The sequence below is a fragment of the Paractinoplanes lichenicola genome, from assembly GCF_016785085.1.
GTDB classification, from domain to species: Bacteria; Actinomycetota; Actinomycetes; order Mycobacteriales; family Micromonosporaceae; genus Actinoplanes; species Actinoplanes lichenicola.
Genome location: NZ_JAENHO010000008.1, coordinates 414,243 through 431,774, shown reverse-complemented (window position 1 = coordinate 431,774; position 17,532 = coordinate 414,243). Strand labels below are relative to the sequence as shown.

The 17,532-nt window shown below is 71.6% G+C and carries 15 protein-coding genes; 6 read left to right on the top strand and 9 right to left on the bottom strand.

What is annotated here, in order from left to right:
* The first annotated feature begins 142 nt into the window (after positions 1 to 142).
* A complete protein-coding gene (locus tag JKJ07_RS28965) occupies positions 143 to 1,690 on the top strand; it encodes a sensor domain-containing diguanylate cyclase (RefSeq protein ID WP_202994969.1) in 1,548 nt (515 codons plus the stop codon).
* On the opposite strand, the gene JKJ07_RS28960 is transcribed toward JKJ07_RS28965, so the two are convergent.
* The 3 genes from JKJ07_RS28960 to JKJ07_RS28950 all read right to left on the bottom strand — a co-directional run bounded on the left by JKJ07_RS28960 (position 1,637) and on the right by JKJ07_RS28950 (position 5,442).
* Positions 1,637 to 2,242 (bottom strand): hypothetical protein, encoded by a 606-nt coding sequence (locus tag JKJ07_RS28960; RefSeq protein ID WP_202994968.1) that lies wholly within the window; start codon positions 2,240 to 2,242, stop codon positions 1,637 to 1,639. The two genes, JKJ07_RS28965 and JKJ07_RS28960, sit on opposite strands and share 54 nt — an antisense overlap.
* A gap of 180 nt (positions 2,243 to 2,422) precedes the next feature.
* Positions 2,423 to 4,540: an FUSC family protein gene (locus tag JKJ07_RS28955; protein WP_202994967.1), complete on the bottom strand. Its 2,118-nt coding sequence runs from the start codon at positions 4,538 to 4,540 to the stop codon at positions 2,423 to 2,425.
* A gap of 68 nt (positions 4,541 to 4,608) precedes the next feature.
* Positions 4,609 to 5,442: an NAD(P)H-binding protein gene (locus JKJ07_RS28950; protein ID WP_202994966.1), complete on the bottom strand. Its 834-nt coding sequence runs from the start codon at positions 5,440 to 5,442 to the stop codon at positions 4,609 to 4,611.
* Between the two features lie 92 nt (positions 5,443 to 5,534).
* Between JKJ07_RS28950 and JKJ07_RS28945 the strand changes: the two genes are divergently transcribed.
* Positions 5,535 to 6,119, top strand: a complete 585-nt coding sequence (locus JKJ07_RS28945) for a TetR/AcrR family transcriptional regulator (protein WP_202994965.1) — start codon at positions 5,535 to 5,537, stop codon at positions 6,117 to 6,119.
* A 4-nt stretch (positions 6,120 to 6,123) separates the two neighbouring features.
* On the opposite strand, the gene JKJ07_RS28940 is transcribed toward JKJ07_RS28945, so the two are convergent.
* On the bottom strand, positions 6,124 to 7,266 hold the full coding sequence (locus tag JKJ07_RS28940) for an acyl-CoA dehydrogenase family protein (RefSeq protein WP_202994964.1): 1,143 nt from the start codon (positions 7,264 to 7,266) through the stop codon (positions 6,124 to 6,126).
* A 44-nt stretch (positions 7,267 to 7,310) separates the two neighbouring features.
* Between JKJ07_RS28940 and JKJ07_RS28935 the strand changes: the two genes are divergently transcribed.
* A complete protein-coding gene (locus JKJ07_RS28935) occupies positions 7,311 to 10,250 on the top strand; it encodes a glycine--tRNA ligase (RefSeq protein WP_202994963.1) in 2,940 nt (979 codons plus the stop codon).
* Here JKJ07_RS28935 and JKJ07_RS28930 read toward each other — a convergent pair.
* Genes JKJ07_RS28930 through JKJ07_RS28920 form a run of 3 tightly spaced genes read right to left on the bottom strand, consistent with a single transcriptional unit; the run spans position 10,195 to position 13,677 of the window.
* Complete coding sequence (locus JKJ07_RS28930; protein ID WP_202994962.1) at positions 10,195 to 10,992, bottom strand: WD40 repeat domain-containing protein; 798 nt, start codon at positions 10,990 to 10,992, stop codon at positions 10,195 to 10,197. The genes JKJ07_RS28935 and JKJ07_RS28930 overlap by 56 nt on opposite strands.
* Positions 10,952 to 13,108, bottom strand: coding sequence for an nSTAND1 domain-containing NTPase (locus JKJ07_RS28925; protein ID WP_202994961.1), 2,157 nt, complete (start codon positions 13,106 to 13,108; stop codon positions 10,952 to 10,954). The genes JKJ07_RS28930 and JKJ07_RS28925 overlap by 41 nt, the downstream gene beginning before the upstream one ends.
* Complete coding sequence (locus JKJ07_RS28920; RefSeq protein ID WP_236030051.1) at positions 13,021 to 13,677, bottom strand: DUF2306 domain-containing protein; 657 nt, start codon at positions 13,675 to 13,677, stop codon at positions 13,021 to 13,023. Before JKJ07_RS28920 ends, JKJ07_RS28925 begins: the two co-directional genes overlap by 88 nt.
* A 108-nt stretch (positions 13,678 to 13,785) precedes the next feature.
* Here JKJ07_RS28920 and JKJ07_RS28915 point away from each other — a divergent pair, with 108 nt between their 5' ends.
* Positions 13,786 to 14,358: a GtrA family protein gene (locus JKJ07_RS28915; protein ID WP_202994959.1), complete on the top strand. Its 573-nt coding sequence runs from the start codon at positions 13,786 to 13,788 to the stop codon at positions 14,356 to 14,358.
* Here the strand turns inward: JKJ07_RS28915 and JKJ07_RS28910 are convergent.
* Positions 14,297 to 14,707, bottom strand: a complete 411-nt coding sequence (locus JKJ07_RS28910; RefSeq protein ID WP_202994958.1) for a DUF6392 family protein — start codon at positions 14,705 to 14,707, stop codon at positions 14,297 to 14,299. The genes JKJ07_RS28915 and JKJ07_RS28910 overlap by 62 nt on opposite strands.
* A gap of 169 nt (positions 14,708 to 14,876) precedes the next feature.
* Between JKJ07_RS28910 and JKJ07_RS28905 the strand changes: the two genes are divergently transcribed.
* Together JKJ07_RS28905 and JKJ07_RS28900 are read left to right on the top strand one after the other, a co-directional pair.
* Positions 14,877 to 15,968, top strand: coding sequence for a glycerophosphodiester phosphodiesterase (locus JKJ07_RS28905; RefSeq protein WP_202994957.1), 1,092 nt, complete (start codon positions 14,877 to 14,879; stop codon positions 15,966 to 15,968).
* A gap of 31 nt (positions 15,969 to 15,999) precedes the next feature.
* Complete coding sequence (locus JKJ07_RS28900) at positions 16,000 to 16,731, top strand: TRP family putative cation channel (RefSeq protein WP_202994956.1); 732 nt, start codon at positions 16,000 to 16,002, stop codon at positions 16,729 to 16,731.
* A gap of 184 nt (positions 16,732 to 16,915) precedes the next feature.
* On the opposite strand, the gene JKJ07_RS28895 is transcribed toward JKJ07_RS28900, so the two are convergent.
* The gene (locus tag JKJ07_RS28895; RefSeq protein ID WP_202994955.1) at positions 16,916 to 17,521 is read right to left on the bottom strand and encodes a TetR family transcriptional regulator; all 606 of its coding nucleotides are present in this window, start codon (positions 17,519 to 17,521) and stop codon (positions 16,916 to 16,918) included.
* Between the last annotated feature and the right edge of the window lie 11 nt (positions 17,522 to 17,532).

Sequence of the window (17,532 nt, the reverse complement as noted above, 5' to 3'; positions counted from 1 at the left end):
GGGCTCACTCAGGAGCAAACACATCTCAACAATCCTCCTCAGATCTCGTCAAGGGTTGATGGGGATCGATATGTGCCCGACTGCACCCGAACCGCGACCGGGTGTCCGTCAACCACGGCGTACGGGTGCCGAATTTCACGGCATGAGCGTGAGCACGAGTGCGGCAGCGGCCGGCCTGGCCCTCGGGGTGGACCCCCAGGACGCGCTGCTCGCCGAGCTTGTCTCGTTCATGACCAAGGACACGCCCTCGATCCAGCACGTGCTCGAGCTGGCCGAGCCGCACCTGCGCGAGGCGGCCGGGCTGACCGCGGCCACCGTCTTCGAGCTCGACACCGAGACCGGCATGAACGTGACCGCGCGGGTCGGGCCGGCGGGCAGCCGCGACCTGTTCACCGCGGGCAAGGTGCTCCGGCAGGCGGCCGGGGCCCGGCCCACGGTGTCGGGCGAGCAGATGGCCGTACGGCTGCGGATCGGCGGCATCAGTGTCGGCGTGCTGCTGCTCACCGGGGCCGACCTGGCCGCGCTGCGCCCCGACCTGCTGGCCTCGCTTGCCCTGAGCTTCGCGAGCACGCTGCAGTCCCTCGCGGCCGAGCGGCAGCGCCAGTTCCTCGCGCACTCGTCGGCCACGATCCGCCAGCTGTTCGAGGCGGGCATGGTGGCCCCGAGCGTCGAGGCCGCCGCGCGCATCCTCGTCTCCTCGGCCGTCGACGGCTTCCGGGCCGAGCACGGCGCCGTCTACCTGACCGACGCCCAGGGCACGATCCGCTACGTGCACGCCATCAACCTGCCCGGCGGTCACGAGCAGCTGCACGGGCTCGTGGGCCGCTCCGCTGCCGACTCGCCCGTGTGGCAGGCGATCAAGGGCGGGCAGACCTCGCTCGTCGGCAATACGGCCCTCGCCCCGGTGCAGGTGGGTGGCCTGGTGCGGGTGATGAACCTGCAGGCGTACGTGGCTCTGCCGTTGATGTCGGCCCAGGGCCCGATCGGCACGATCCTGGTCGGGGACTCGGCCGCGGCCCGCTCCTGGAGCAGTCAGGACCGCATCCTGTCCGAGCAGCTCTCGGTCGAGGGCGCGCTGATCCTGGAGAGCGCGGGCATGCGCCAGGCCGCCCAGGCCCACGTGGCGCAGCTCAGCCACCAGGCGTTCCACGACTCGCTGACCGGCCTGCCCAACCGAACGCACCTGATCGAGCAGGCCGAGCTGGCCGTCGCCGAGGCCGAGGCCACGCGCGGCCGGGTGGCGCTGATGATGCTCGACCTCAACGGCTTCAAGCAGGTCAACGACACCGCGGGGCACCAGGCCGGCGACGTGCTGCTGCAGCAGGTGGCCAAGCGGGTGCTGGGCGCGGTGCGCGACAACGACGTGGTGGCCCGGCTGGGCGGCGACGAGTTCGCGATCCTGCTCACCCGCGACCCGGACGACACCGTGGCGGCCGCCGTGGCCGCGCGGATCTGCGAGCGGCTGCGGCAGCCGTTCACGATCGAGGGCCAGGAGGTCACGGTCGGCGGGAGCGTGGGCATCGCCCTCTACCCCGACGACGCCACGGACTACGAGGCGCTGATGAAGGGCGCGGACGAGGCCATGTACGAGGCCAAGCGGGACACCAAGCGCCTGGGCGGCGGCTACCGGAGGTTCTCAGGAGAGGATCCAGGCCACCGCGACGCCGACCAGGCCGCCGGCGACCAGTAGGCCGGCGCCGAACCGGCGGGTCTCCGGGCGCCACATCGAGCCGGCCCCGAGCAGCAGATAGAGCGGGATCCAGCCCCAGTACGGGGCGGACAGCCCGGCCAGCGAGGGGAAGAGCGTCATCGGCCCGACCGCGGAGCACGGGCCCGCGCAGCCCAGCGCGAGCCCGCCGAGCAGCCCCGCCAGCAGGGGCGGGTCGATCAGCCGGGCCGGGATCGGGGGCGACGCCACGGTCAGCACCGGGTCGTCGCCCGGCTGCTGGGTCAGCGTGAGCACATAGCCGGCCGGGTCGTGCACGACGAGCGTGCGCCCGTAGCCCTCGATCCGGCAGCCGGCTTCTTCCCACAGCTCGCGGATGGTCGCGTACACCTCGTCGGTGAGCTCGCCCAGCCCCGGCAGGCTGCCCCCGCGCAGGACCCGCACCCCCTCCCGGGTCGGCGGCGGCTTGAGCTGCGACGACGGGATCTTGGTGAGGCGCAGCCCCGGATACGCGTGCAGGGTCGTCTCGAGGCGCTGCTCCACGCCCTCGGTCGCCTCGGCCCGCCCGAACCTCACCCGACCCAGCGTCCCGCATGCCGGCCCTTCTTATCCGGCTTTCGCCAGCTCCCGACCGATTCGCTCGGCGGCCGGCGGGTGCTGCACGACCATCGTCGCCGCCGATCGCCCGCCACCGCCTCCAGGCAGCCGGTGTTGCCGCACGCGCAGAGCAAGTCGGGAGCGTGCGGCGCGCCCGGCTCACGTCGCGCCGTCCGCGACGTGGGCCACCCGGTCGCGCAGGTCGTCGCCGGGTTCGGGGCGGCCCGTCATCGTGATCAGATCCTCGCGGAGGCCGTCGAGCCACACCCGCAGGTCGGCGATGATGTAGAGATCCTGCCCCAGGTCGTCGGGCCACTCCTCGGGCGGCGGGCTCGCCGGGGGCCGGGACGGGGTCTCGCCGCGCATCAGTTGCGCGGCCGACCGGTCGTAACACTCGGCGACGTCGCCCGCGAGCGCCGTCAGCTGGGCCACGCACGGCAGCAACCCGCCCGCCGGGCACGACCGCACCAGCGCCTCGGCCCCGCGTACGGCGTGGTGGCCGGCAATCAGAGTGGCCTGCCAGTCGATCGGGGTCGGGCCGCGTCGCTCGCTCTGGTAGAGCGCGTACGACGCTTCGGCCAGCTGCCCGGCCTGCCGCGCCGTGGGCAGGGCGTCGCCCGGGGTCTGGCCCTTCGCCATCACGGCCACCGTCTCGCGCACCACCGCCGCCGCGGAGGTCAGGAACGTCCCCGCCGCGCGCTGCAGCTCGCCCGCGCCGCCCCGGGGCCACGCGAACAGCCCGATCAGCACGCCGACGGCCGCGCCGATCAGCACGTCGGCCACCCGCTGCTCGGCCAGCCGCCAGTCGACCGGGGTCACCTGGGCGAACACGAGCGTGATGACCAGCGTGAACAGCCCCTGCGACCAGCCCAGCCCGAGCAACGGGCCGGCCGCGAACCCGGCGATCATCACGACCGGCAGGGCGATCACGTAGACGAGCGGGTCGAGCCCGAGCATCAGCAGCAGGGCGGCCACGATCGAGCCGGCCACCGTGCCGGCCAGCGCGGGCCGCAGCGTCGACCGGGTCTCGGCGGCCGACGCGCGCAGCACGGTCAGGATCGTCAGCAGCACCCAGAAGCCGTGCGACAGGTCGAGCACCCCCGCGATCAGGCGGGCCACGGCGAGCGCGGCGGCCAGCCGCAGGGCACCCTGAAAGGCGACCGAACGCGGCGTGAGATTCTCGCGCAGCCGGTGCCACCAGAGAAAAGCGGTTCCCTCGTACGCGTACCAGAACTGCCCCGATCGCCCCGCCGACGGCCGTTCCCCGGCCACGATCCGCACCGCGACGACCAGCGACTTGGTCCACTCCCCCAGCGACAACGCGAGCGCGCCCAGATGCAGCCGTTCCGGTGGCAGCCCGCCGGGGTCGGTGTTCATCCGGGCCACCCGGAAGTCGCCGATCGCGGCCGCGACCCGGTCGGTGTCGGGCAGCGGCCCGTCGCCGCGCAGCCAGTCGCCGGTGGCCTCGACACATCCCGCGGTGGCCCGCAGCAGCTTGGCCGCGGCGGGCCCGGTGACGGCCGCGCGGTCGTCGGTGAAGAACAGGTCGACCACCCGGCCCAGCAACAGCCGGGCCGTGCCCGCGGCCGAGGAGAGGGCCCGATCGCGGCGACCGGCCGACGCGGGCCGTTCGGTCGGCGGCAGGAGGGAGGGCCGCAACGCCTCGGCCCGGTCGGCCGCCTCGGGCAGCAGCTCGGCCAGCCGGGACCGGTCGTCGGCGAGCGCCCGCATGCACGCGGCCAGCGCCGAGACCGCGTCGGCCAGCCGATGCCGATAGGGCGGCGGCGTCGGATCGGGCCAGACCACGAGCTCGGCCACGGCCAGCAACACGACGGCCAGGGTCAGCCCGGCCAGCCGCTCGGGCAGCGACCCCGGATCGTACGGGGGAAAGCAAGGAAGGATGTAGAGGAGCTGCATGCCGGCCGCGAGCCCGACCAGCCGCGGCCCGCCCACCCCGACAAAACTGACGGCGAACCCGAGCACAAACATGCCCGCGGCCGCCGCAACCGTGTTGAACGACAGCATCGTCCCCAGCGCGACCAGCCCCCACCCCACGGGCAGGACGGCGACCAACGTACGGGCCCGTTGCTTGGGCGACCCCGGAATCTGCGACAGCGCCCCCAGCGCCACCGTCCCGAACAGGGCATACGGCGCCATGGCCGCGCTGCCGAGCACATAGCGGCAGAAGTAGAACCCCAGACAGGCAACCAGCGTGACCCGAACCGCCCGCCGCACGACGACCAGCTGCGGGTCACGCCCGCGCACCCACGCCCACATGCCTCAGCACTCTGCCATCGCCGGGGCTCCCGAGCCACGCCGAGCCCGGGGGTTGCCGCCCGGCTCGCTCAGCGGAAGTCGGCGGCGTGGTCGCGCGCCCATGCGGCGAACGTCAGGGCGGGTCGCCCCAGCATCTTCGGCACGACGTCCGTGGCCACCTCCGGCGGCAGCTGGTGCACGCTGCCGCCGGCCCGGAGCAGGAGGTCGACCAGCGGCTCCGGGAGCTGGGTGAGCAGGTCGGCGCGGTAGGTGTCGACGTCCACCTCCTGCAGCCGGACGGGCTCACCGAGTGCCTCGGCGATCGCGGCGACTTGATCACGAATGGTCACCGGCCCCGGTCCCAGCACCGGAAAGGCAGCGTCCCGGGCATCGTCCAGCAGTGCGCGGGCGGCCACCGCGGCGATGTCGCGTTCGTGGACCGGCGCGGTCGTCGCGTCCGGGAAAGCTGTGCGCAGCACGCGGTCCGTGCGAATCGATCGCCAGCGCAACGAGTTCGTGGCGAAGTAGCCCGGCCGCACGAAGGTACGGGCGAAACCGGCGTCGGTCAGCGCGCGTTCCGCCGCGAGGTGCCGTTGCGCGATGGGATTGGCGGCGGCGTCGGGGGCCATCACCGTGTATGACGACAACAGAACCACCTGCTCGACGCCGGCGTTGCGGGCCGCGGCCGCAAACTCCGTCGCCGTTTCCGGGTGGGCGTAGAGAAAGACCTTGCGGACGCCGGCCAGAGCCTCGCGCCACGTCGCCGGATCGGTCAGATCCGCCCGCGCCACCTCGACGTCCCGCGGGAAGTCGCCCGGACGTGGGGCACGACTGGACGCACGGACCCGGACGCCTGAGGCCACCAGCTCTTCCACTACCGCAGCGCCCACGTGCCCCCGGGCGCCGGTCACCAAAATCGTCATGGTTACAGAATACAAAATCTGAAATCTGTAACCGTCGTGGAGGCCGAACGGTAAGCTCAGACGGTGCTCGACTCGCCGAACCACACCGTCTGATGCGGGCAAACGGTCCGCTGGATGCCGAGACGATCCTGTCGGCCACCGAGGACGTTCTCCGTCGCTACGGGCCGGCCAAGGCCACAGTGGTCGACGTGGGCAAGGAGCTCGGGGTCAGCCACGCAGCCGTCTACAAGCACTTCCCGTCCAAGGCCGCGCTGCGCGACGCGGTGTCCCGGCGCTGGCTGAACCGCGACCGCGATGCCCTGGCCGCCATCGCGAGCGACACGGAGATACCGCCGCCGCGACGGCTGCGCTCCTGGCTCGTCGCCCTGCTGGCCGCCAAGCGGGCGAAGGCTCACGACGAGCCGGAACTGTTCGCCGCTTACCAGCTGCTGGTCACCGGGAACAGCGCCGCGGCGATCGACCACGTGGCCGACCTCCTGGGCCAGCTGGAAGCCGTCCTGGCCGACGGCATGGCCGACGGCTCGTTCCGGCGGGCCGACCCGGCCGAGACAGCGCGGGCCGTCTTCACCGCCACCACCCGCTTCCACCATCCGGGCCTGGCCGGCTCCTGGACACAGCCGGGCATCGAGCACGAGCTCGATGTCGTCTGCGCCCTCCTGCTCGACGGCCTGAGATGAGGCCTCAGACGAAGGCGCTTTCGCCGGTTACCGCGCGGCCGACGATCAGGGTGTTGATTTCGCGGGTGCCCTCGTAGGAGTAGAGGGCCTCGGCGTCGGCGACGAAGCGGCCGATGTTGTAATCGAGGACGATGCCGTTGCCGGCCAGCAGTTCGCGGGCCCAGCCGGCGACCTCGCGCATGCGGGTGGTGCAGTAGGCCTTGGCCAGGGCCGAGTGTTCGTCGCGATACTTGCCCTCGTCCTGCAATTGCGCCAGCCGTACGCACATGCCGAGCGAGCCGGTGACGTTGCCCAGCATGCGCACCAGCAAGTCCTGCACGAGCTGGAACTTGGCGATCGGCCGGCCGAACTGCTCGCGCTCCTTGCTGTAGTTCAGGGCGATCTCGTACGCGGCCAGCATGACGCCCACGGCCTCCCAGGCGACCCCGCTGCGGGTCTGCCGGAGAACCTTGGCGGTGTCCTTGAACGAGTTCGCGTTCTGCAGCCGGTCCGCCTCGGGCACCCGTACGCCGGTCAGCTTGATGTCGGCGTTCTGGACCGTCCGGAGGGCGATCTTGTTGTCGATCTTCGTGGCCTCGTAGCCGGGGGCGTCACCCCGTACGACGAAGCCTTTGACCTGGTCGTCGGCGACGTCGCGGGCCCACACCACGATCAGGTCGGCGAACGTGGCGTTGCCGATCCAGCGCTTGGCCCCGTCGAGCACCCACTCGTCGCCCTCGCGGCGGGCCGTGGTGCGCAGGCCGGCCGCCACGTCGGACCCGCCCGTCGGCTCGGTCAACGCGAACGCGCCCACCTGGTCGAACGACGCCATGGCGGGGAGCCAGCGGTCCCGCTGTTCAGCCGAGCCGCACATCGTGATGCTGCCCATGGCCAGCCCGGCGTGCACGCCGTAGAAGGTGGCCATCGACGCGTCGGCCCGGGCCATCTCGAGGGCCAGCCAGCCGTTGAGCAGCGACGAGCCCTCCCGCCCGGCGATCTCGAGCCCGGCGTACCGCTTGATCAGGTGGTGCGGGAACTCGGCGCGCTGCCACTGGTCGTTCGCGATCGGCACGACCTCGTCGTCGAGGAAGGCGCGCACCCGCTCCACGACGGCGGCCTCGTCAGCCGAAAGCAGGTCCTGAAAGGCGTAAAGGTCTCCGGCGAGCATGTTCGGTACCTACCCGCGCGGGGCCCGTCCTAGACTTCGGTCCCATGCTCACCATGCAGGACGCGCTGGCCCGGTTGACCGCGTACTGGACGGCTCAGGGGTGCCTGACCGTCCAGCCCATGAACACCGAGGTCGGGGCGGGCACGCTCAACCCGGCGACGTTCCTGCGCGTGCTGGGCCCCGAGCCGTGGCGGGTCGTCTACGTCGAGCCCTCCGTACGCCCCGACGACTCGCGCTACGGCGAGAACCCGAACCGGCTGCAGACCCACACGCAGATGCAGGTGATCCTCAAGCCCGACCCGGGCAACCCGCAGGAGCTCTACCTGGGCAGCCTTTCGGCTCTGGGGATCGACGTCGCCAAACATGATGTCCGTTTCGTCGAGGACAACTGGGCGTCGCCGGCGCTGGGCGCGTGGGGGCTGGGCTGGGAGGTCTGGCTCGACGGGCTCGAGATCACCCAGTTCACGTATTTCCAGCAGGCCGGCGGGCTCAACCTGGACCCGGTGTCGGTCGAGATCACGTACGGCATCGAGCGCATCATCATGGCCCTGCAGGACAAGACGCACTTCAAGAACATCGAGTACGCCGAGGGCATCTCGTACGGGGAAGTGTTCGGCCAGAGCGAGTACGAGATGTCCCGGTACTACCTGGACGACGCCGACGTGGCCGCGAACCGGCAGCTGCTCGAGATCTACGCGGGCGAGGCGCAACGGCTGATCGACGCCGGCCTGCCCGTCCCGGCCCACACGTACGTCCTGAAGTGCTCGCAGGCGTTCAACGTGCTCGACTCGCGCGGCGCCGTCTCGACCGCCGACCGGGCCGCCGAGTTCGGCCGGATGCGCCGCCTGGCGGGCGAGGTGGCCAAGCTGTGGGTGGCGCGCCGCGACGAGATGGGTCACCCGCTGGGCCTGGTGCCGCCGCTGCCGGCCGCCGTCGCCACCGCCCTGCCGGCGGCCCGGGAGAACGCGCGCGCGCTGATCTTCGAGATCGGCACCGAGGAGCTGCCGCCGTCCGAGGCCCGCGCCGCGCGCGACTACGTGCAGCGTTCGCTGACCGAGGGGCTGGCCGGCACGCGGCTCGAGCACGACGAGGTGCGCGTTTTCGCCACCCCCCGGCGCTTGGTCGCGCTGGTGCCTTCGGTCGCGGCGCGCGAGTCCGACCACGTACGGCAGGTGAAGGGTCCTAAGGTCGGGGCGCCTCCCAAGGCCATTGAGGGCTTCGCGCGCGGTCAGGGCGTCCCGGTTGCCGATTTGTCCGTTTTCTCCATCGCCGGCGTTGATCATCACGGGGTGGAGAAGCATGAGGTCGGCGGCAACGCGGCCGAGGTGCTCGCGCCCGTGCTGGCCAAGGTCGTCACCGGCCTGCGCGCGGCCAAGAACATGCGCTGGAACGACCCGCAGCTCTCGTTCAGCCGCCCGATCCGCTGGCTGACCGCGCTCTGGGGCGACGACGTCGTGCCGGTCGCGGTGGGCGCCCTCGCCGCAGACCGCAAAACCAGGCTTCTCCGTACGGCCGCCGAGCCGGTCGTGCAGGTCGCGTCGGCCGAGACGTTCATGGAGACGCTCGCCCTGGCCGGCATCGTGGCCGACCAGGAGGACCGCCACGACCTGATCGTCACCGGCGCGCAGGACGAGGTCTATCCCGACGGCCGGGTCGACGTCGCCGACGAGGCCGCGCTGATCGAGCAGATCAGCTACCTGGTCGAGGCGCCCACCCCGCTGCTGGGCACGTTCGACGAGAGCTACCTGTCGCTGCCCGACGCCGTGCTGACCACGGTCATGCGCAAACACCAGCGCTACCTGCCCGTACGGGATGCCGAAGGCGCTCTGCTCCCCATGTTCGTCACGGTCGCCAACGGCCCGGTCGACGTCGAACTGGTCCGCACCGGCAACGAGGCCGTGCTGCGGGCCCGTTACGAGGACGCCGCGTTCTTCTACCGCGCCGACCGGGACACCCCCGTGGCCGCCATGCGCGAGCGGCTGTCCCGCCTCACGTTCACCGACAAGCTGGGCTCGATGGCCGACCGCGCGGCCCGGATCGCCGCCCTGGCCCTGTCGCTGGCCGACACGCTGGGCCTGTCCTCGGCCACGCTCGGCCGCGCGGCCCGCCTGGTCAAGTTCGACCTCGGCTCCCAGCTGGTGACCGAGATGACCAGCCTGGCCGGCATCATGGCCCGCGACTACGCCCTGCACGCGGGCGAGCCGCGCGACGTCGCCGAGGCCGTCCACGAGGCCGAGCTCCCGCGCAACACCGGCGACGCCCTCCCCGCGTCGATCCCCGGCGCGCTGCTTTCCCTGGCCGACCGTCTCGACCTGGTGGCCGGGCTGGCGGCCACGGTCGGCCTGCCCACGGGCAGCAGCGACCCCTTCGCCGTACGCCGTGCCGTGCTCGGCCTGCTGGCGGTGCACCGCGCCCACCCGGCCCTCTCCGGTCTGTCGCTGGTCGACGGGCTGCGGGCCGCGGCTTTCCAGCAGCCCGTGGACGTGCCGTCCGCCGTGATCGACGCCGCGGGCGACTTCCTGGCCCGCCGCCTCGAACAGGTGCTGACCGAGGAGGGCAAGCCGGTCGACCGGGTGCGGGCGGCCCTCCCCCACTACGCCCGCCCGTCGGTGGTCGACACGCTGCTGTCCCAACTGGACACGCTGGTCGGCAACCCCGATTTTGTGGCCGTGGCCGCCGCCATCCAGCGGGCCCGCCGCATCCTGCCCGCGGGGACGGCCGCCGGTTACGACGCGTCTGTGCTGACCGAGCCGGCCGAGATCGCCCTGCACGAGGCGGTGTCGGGGGTGAAGGCCGACTTCGGGCCGGACCTGGTCGCCTTCACGGCCGCGGTCGAACCGTTGGTCGAGCCCCTGACCCGCTTCTTCGACGAGGTCTTCGTGATGGCCGAGGAGCCTGCGCTGCGGGCGGCCCGCCTGGGCCTGCTGGCTACTGTGCGCGATCTGGGCGAGGGCCTGCTGGACTGGCCGGAGCTGCGTCTGTAAGCCCGTAGTCCCGCCGTTCCTCGGCGGTCAGCGGACGTCCCACCCCGGCCCAGTCGACGGTGCCCGGCGGTGGGACTTCCCATTGGAGGATCTGGCCGTCGTAGGTGAGGGCGTAGAGCTGGTCGGACCAGGCACAGGTCAGGACCGGGCTCGGGGTCCTCAGGCGCATGCGGCCGCCGTGAACGGCATCGAAGATCAGCACATCGTTGCCGCCGAGGGCCACCAAACGGCCGTCCGGTGACCACGCCGATGAGGTAACTACCGAGGTCAGGACGAGGGTCCGATCGGGTGTGTCCCGCCCGGCGATCCAGATGCTCAGCTCTTCGTCATTGATCACGGCGACCCGGTCGCCCCGGGGAGCCCACGTCACCGTGCTGCCCCAGCCGGCGCGCGCCCGCAGCCGCCCGCTCGACGCCTCGTAGAGCCCCGTTCCCTTTGCGTCGTTCAGCGCCAGCAGGTCGCCGGTCGACGACCAGGGATCGCCTTCCGGCAGCTCGAGGCCGGGCCACTCGGCGACCGACCGGCCGTCGGCGGCATCGAGGACGACAACCCGATGAGTCTCGATCCCGGCGCCCTTGTCCACCCGGCCACATGCGATCCGCCCGCCGTCGGGCGACCACGCCAGGGCTGCCACACCGGCCACCGGCCAGTCCTGGACGACCTCGCCGCTGTCCACGCTCCAGATCCGAAGCCGATCGTCATCACAACCGGCCAGCCGGTCGCCGCCGGGCGACCACCGCACGCCGGGGCCGGACCGGGCCCGGCCGGGCAACCATCGTGGAAGCGCTGACGCCGAAAGCACCGCCGGACGGAGTGTGGTTGACGACCGCGGCCAGGCGATCGCCGTCGAGGGACCAGGTCAAGGCGGTCGCTCGGGAGTTCACGGCGGTGCGGGTAAGCGTCAGTTCGGATCCGTCGATCCGGTATCGCGCGAACCGTCCCGGCCCCGTCTCGATCTCGAACTGATCGTTCGCCGGGAACGCCTTCGGGTTCCCCGAAACCTCCGCGATCCGGCGCGAAGTCTCCGCGTGCCACACGGCCCCGTCCCGCAACACCAGGCGTCCGTCCGGGCTCAAGAGAGTGTCACAACAGGTCGCGCGGCCGGCCCAACGGACGTCGGTCAGCCGGCCGTCGTCATCCCACGTGCAGACCTTGCCTTGATCGTCGCAAGTCCGGAGGCGACCGTCGGTCAGGCACGCCAACCCGAAGGCAAGGTCACGATGCCCGACCCTCATGGCACTGCGCGCCGCTTCGGCTTTCAGGCTCCACAGCACCAACTGCCCGATCCGCGTCGGGGCTCTCTCGCGCATCGCCGTCGCCACGACCGCTGCGAGCAGATCGACGTCCTCGTCATCCACGACCTGCTCGATGATGTCGCGGGCAAGGTCCTCGTTCACTCGGGCACGCTCGAGCGCGGAGGCCTCCAGAAACTGCCGCATCACCGGCGACACGGCCAGGCCGTCCACAGCCGACTCGGCGCGGGCCAGCGCCGGACCGGGAAGCAGGTCGGCCCGGTCGCCGGACGCCGTCCACACCACCGCCCGCCGTTCGAGCAGGGTCATCTCGGCGAGTTCGGGCCGATGATCGTCGATGAGCTCGGTCAGCAGCCGCCATTGCCGGAACAACGAGTCGTGAGCAAGCACCACCTCGCCGCCGGCGCCGCGGTCGGCCAGCAGGCGCGCCCGGCGCAGCTCGGCCATCACCCCCGCCTCGTCCCCGCTCAGCGAGGCCCGGGAAACCGCCCGGCGCACGGGCTCGTCGTCCTCCACGCCCACCAGCCGGAGCAGCGTGGCGTCCACGACCGAGGCCGGATACGACGTGATCAGGCCGGCGTAGACGGCATCGGCGTGTTCGGTGATCGCGCCGCCCACGCGGCCCGCGGCGTCGTACCGGGCGATCGTGATCACGCCGCGATCCGACTCCGTGTAGAGCCGCTGCAGCAGGTGGCCGAGCAGCGGCAGGGCGTCCCCGACCGTGGCCTCGGCCAGCATCAGATCGACCAGGCGCGGCTCGAAGGTCACCCCGGCGGCGGCCGCGGGCCTCTCGATGGCGTCGCGCATGTGCCGCGGATCCAGGGCCGCGATCGGGATCGGCTGGTCGAACAGGCCCGGCTTCAGCGCGCCGGCCGCCGCCAGGAACTCGGGGCGCATCGTCACGACGACGTGCAGCTCGCGGCGAGCAGCCAATGCCTCGTGCAGGACATCCAGGAACGGGCCGCGCTCGTCCGGGCGGGACTGAGTGAACAGGTCCTCCAGCTGATCGATGACCAGGACCACCCGGCCGCCCACCCCGGCCAGGTGGCCGAGCAGCTCCTCGCCCCCGCAAGCGGCCCGCAGGTCGCGGAACACCTCCGGGCCGGGCTGCATCGGGCCGATCACGCGCCAGCGCTTCGGAAGGCGAGGCAGCACCCCGGCCCGCAGCAACGACGACTTGCCGCTGCCGGACGGCCCGACCAGCGCGACGAACCGCTGCTGGCGGGCGAGGCCCGAGCGGTCCAGCCGCCGCAGGATCTCCCAGCTCTCCTGCGCCCGGCCGAAGAACACCTCCGCCCGGTCCTCCTCGAAGGCGGCCAGGCCGGGATACGGGTTGTCGTCGCCCTTCCACGTGATGGCCGAGCGGCGACGCCGCCACCAGCGCCACAGGAACCAGGCCCCGACGGAGATCGGGACCCAGATCCAGGGATAGGCGGTCAGGGGCGACCACAGCCAGTCCGTCTCCGCCGTCAGGATGTTGATCGCGAAGCCGAAGAACAGGCCGACGAAGAGCGTGCTCAGTTCGCGGGGATCTCGTTCGATCCGTCCACCGTAGGCAGTCGGCGCGCGCGGCGGGATCGGCCGGGTGGGCGACGGATGATCCATTCTGCGACGGCCACGTTGATGGCCCAGCCCAGCAACATCCCGGAAGCACGCACCCCGACGCCCGGCTGACCGGCCACCGCGGTCAGCGGGCCCAGTGTGAACGCCTGCGTGCCGGCGCCCAGGGCCAGCGCGTACGCCCGGATCATCCAGGCCCGATGCCGGCGCACGTCCCGGCCGCGGATCGCCACGACCGCGACCACCAGCCCGTACGTCATCACGGCGGAGACGATCAGGCGGGTGACGTTGACCACCGTGCCGTCGTGGGTGGGCAGGTCGGAGAACAGGGTCATCCAGGCGCCGCTCAGGGCGACTGCCAAGCCGGCGACGACCAGGATCCGGCCCGCTCGGCGGTGCCAGACGGGATGCGTACGGCGGAAGTGGGTCTCGAATTGGAAGGCGCCGACCAGGCTGTAGATCAGCGCGCCGATGATGTGGATCACCACCGGAGCAGGCATGTCGGCGAAACGGGCGGGGGCGTCGTCGCCGGCGAGCGAGCCCAGGCGGGCGGCACCGGCGATGGACGGGACCAGCGCCAAGGCGATCAGCCCGGCCGGCACAAGTTTGGACATGTCTTGCAGGGTCGTCGCGTGGCGGGTCGACTTCATCGGCGTACGGGCTCGGGCCGGACCGGACCTCCGATGGAGCGGGACTTGTCCTGAAGTACTAGGGTCGCGGGAATGTGGCTGACCCGGATGTGGAGCAAACACCACGAAGCGGCGAAGTTCCTGCTCGTCGGTGGCGTCTGCTTCCTGGTGACGACGGGCATCAACTTCGCGCTCAAGCTGACCGTGCTGCACGAGAAGCCGGTCACGGCGCTCGCCATCGCCACCACGCTGGCCACCGTGCTGTCGTACGTGCTGAACCGGGAATGGTCGTTCCGGCATCGCGGCGGACGTGAGCGGCATCACGAGGCGCTGATGTTCTTCACGGTCAGCGCGATCGCCATCGTGCTCAACCTGATCCCGCTGGGGGTCTCACGCTACGTGCTCGACATGCGAACGCCCGACGTGAGCAGGCCCGTGCAGGAGATCGCCGACTTCGTGAGCGGCATCATTCTGGGCACGCTGGTCGCCATGGTGTTCAAGCTGTGGGCCTTCAAGCGGTTCGTCTTCCCGGAACCGACGCCCCGGAAGAAGAGCCGGCCTGGTCCGCGCAGCAAGGCCCGGATGCTGAGCCACCAGACCGAGGTCAGCGGGCCAGAGTCAGTCGGAGCAGCATCTCGCCGTCGTCGGCGTACTGGGCGTGCATGACGAACCAGGGGAACACCCACTCGTCGGCGGCGCCGGCCACGTTCGTACGGTTGGGGTCTGTGCTCTGGGTGGGCCGCCCGAGCGACGCCCACAGGCTGCTGCGCCGCGCTATCGTGCCGCCCCGCCCGGGGATCGCGCCACGATAGGGCTGGAAGCCGTAGTCGCCGTTGAAGTGCAGCATCACCCAGGTGACCCGGTCGTAGTCGTCGACGCCGACCTGGACGCCGAACTCGCGGGACTGATAGGTGCGGGCACCCTGCGTGGCCATCAGACCGTACGCGCGGCTGACGGCCAGGGCGGGGCCTTCGAGCAGGTTCTGCCCGAGCAACTGGGTCACGTCGGCCGCCACGACCAGTCACGGTAAGCCAGACGGGTTAACGCTGTGTGAACCCGCCGATGCTTCCCGATCCGTTTCCGCGCACGCCACGTCAAGGTCGCCGAACGGTTGATCGAGTCCCATCGACTTCCTCTGGGACCCCCGGCGAGGGACGCCGGCGGCGAGTCCCGTGGAGGATCTCGTGGCTGACCGACGTCAGGTGCTGCGCATGGGCGCCGTCGCCGCAGCGGCTCCCGCACTGGCCGGAACGGTTGCCTCGCCCGCGCTCGCGCACAACGGGGGCCGCAAGACCCCCGAGGTGTTCGGCCACCGTGGCGCCTCCGGCTACCGGCCGGAGCACACCCTCGCGTCGTACGAGCTCGCGGCCCGGATGGGCGCCGACTACATCGAGCCCGACCTGGTCGCCACCAAGGACCACGTGCTGGTGTGCCGGCACGAGCCCGAGATCGGCGGCACCACCGACGTGGCGACCCGGACCGAGTTCGCCGCCCGCAAGAAGACGGTCTCGCTGGACGGGGTCAGCGTCACCGGCTGGTTCACCGAGGACTTCACGCTGGCCGAGCTGAAGAGCCTGCGCGCGATCGAGCGGCTGCCCGCCGTGCGCCAGGAGAACACGCTCTACGACGGCCTGTTCCAGGTGCCGACCTTCGCCGAGGTGCTGCAGCTGCGGGCCCGGCTGTCGAAGGAGCTGGGGCGCGACATCGGCGTCATCCCGGAGACCAAGCACCCCACGTACTTCCGCCAGCTGGGCCTGGAGCTCGAGACCCCGCTCGTACGGGAATTGCGGCGGGCCCGGCTCGACAAGCGCGGCGCCAAGGTGTGGATCCAGTCGTTCGAGGCGGCCAACCTCAAGGTGCTCAACCAGCAGTACCGGGTGCAGGTCAACCTGGTCTTCCTGACCAGCGCCGCGGGCAGCCCGTTCAACGACACCAAGACGTACGCGCAGTATCTGACCCCGGCCGGGCTCAAGGAGCTCTCGTCGTACGTCGACGGGATCGGCCCCGAGAAGAACCAGATCATCCCGCGCAACGCCGACGCCACGCTGGGCACGCCGACCTCGCTCGTCAAGGACGCGCACGCCGCCGGGCTCAAGGTCATCCCGTACACGTTCCGCGCCGAGAATCAGTTCCTGCCGGCGAACCTGCGGGTGGGCACCGACCCCAACGCGTACGGCAAGGCCATCGACGAGCAGATCACCTTCCTCCGTACGGGCATCGACGGCCTGTTCACCGACCAGCCCGACATCGGCGTCCTGTCCCGCACGCTGGTCTGACCGGTGGCCGCACCACGGTAAAGTTCGCAGCATGTCGACCGTGGTGCGGCTGCCCGGCGCCGTCGCGGCGTTGGTCACGGGCCCCGACGCCGTGCCCGCCGCGATCGCCTCCCTCGGCGTCCCCGCCCCCCGCCCTGTGCTGGCCATGGTCGGCGGCGCGGGCGGCATGACCGACGACGTGACCAGCGTGCTGTCGGCCGTCTTCACCGACCTGGTGGCCCCGGCCATCCGCACCCATCAGGCGGTGGCGGTCGACGGCGGCACCGACGCGGGCGTGATGCGCCTGCTCGGCGAGTCGCGCGCCGCCGGCTTCCCGTTCCCGCTGATCGGCGTGGCCGCGCTGGGCACGGTCACCTATCCGGGGCACGCCGGCACCAACCCCGAGGCAGCCCCGCTCGATCCCCACCACTCACACTTCGTACTGGCCCCCGGCGACACGTGGGGTGACGAGGTTCCGTATCTGGCCGCCGTCGTCTCCTACCTGGCGGCCGACCGCCCCAGCGTCACCGTGCTGGCCAACGGCGGCGAGATAGCCCTCACCGACGCCGAGCACAGCCTCTCCCAGCGCCGTCCCGTGCTAATTCTCGCGGGCACCGGCCGCGCCGCGGACAAACTCGCGGCCGCCGCAGCCGATCCCGCCGGGTGCCGCGACGAGCGCTTGGTCGCCATCTCCACCTCTCCCTTCGTACGCGTCGTCGACGTCAACAACCGCACCGAGGTCGCGGAGGGGCTCGACGAGCTGCTCAGCACCCACCCGGGCTGAGTTCCCGGCTCCCCACCGTTCGGCCCCGCTTCCCCCAGCCGGATTCAACAGGCGAAGTGGACAGACGACCTCGCCCGGCCGCGGTCCGAGGTGCCTTGTGCATCGCCGGCCGCATCCGTAGAGGCATGGTCGGATGGTGAGCCATACGTTCGCCGTCGGGTACGCAACCAGGACGACTGACCGGTCAACCTCGCAATGCTGGGGCAAGGACCGCGAACGCCGCATCGGTCAACTCCTGCGGATCCAGCGACCCGCTGCTCGCCGCCCACCGCTCCAGCACGGCGTCGAAGGCGGCCAGCGCCATCCGCACCGCCATCTCGGGATACAGGTCGTCCGGCGGGAGCCCCAGCCGCGCGGCCAGCACCCCCGTCAGCCCGGCCTGGGCTTCGGCCTGCAGCGACAGAAACCGTGCGTGCAAGGTCGGCGTCCCCAGGATCAGCCGCACCACAGCCAGCATCTTGACCGGGTCGTGATGGCCCGAGCAAAAGTCGATCGCCACCCCGACGGCGCGTCGCAGGGCCTCGGCTGGGGGCTCGGCGGACGGGCGGGCGGCCAGTTCGGTCTGCACCTGGTCGCCCACGTCGGCCAGCAGCTGGATCACCACGTCCTCTTTCGAGGCGTAGTAGCGGTGGAACGTGCGTCGTGACATGCCCGCCGCGGCGGCGATCTCGTCGACCGTCGTGTTGTCGTAGCCCTGGCGGGCCAGGAGTTGCAGGGCGATCTCGCGCAGTTCGTCGCTCACGAGTTGGCGCTTGCGCTGGGCGAGGGAGGGCACAACAGGCACGACCATGGCCGCGATGT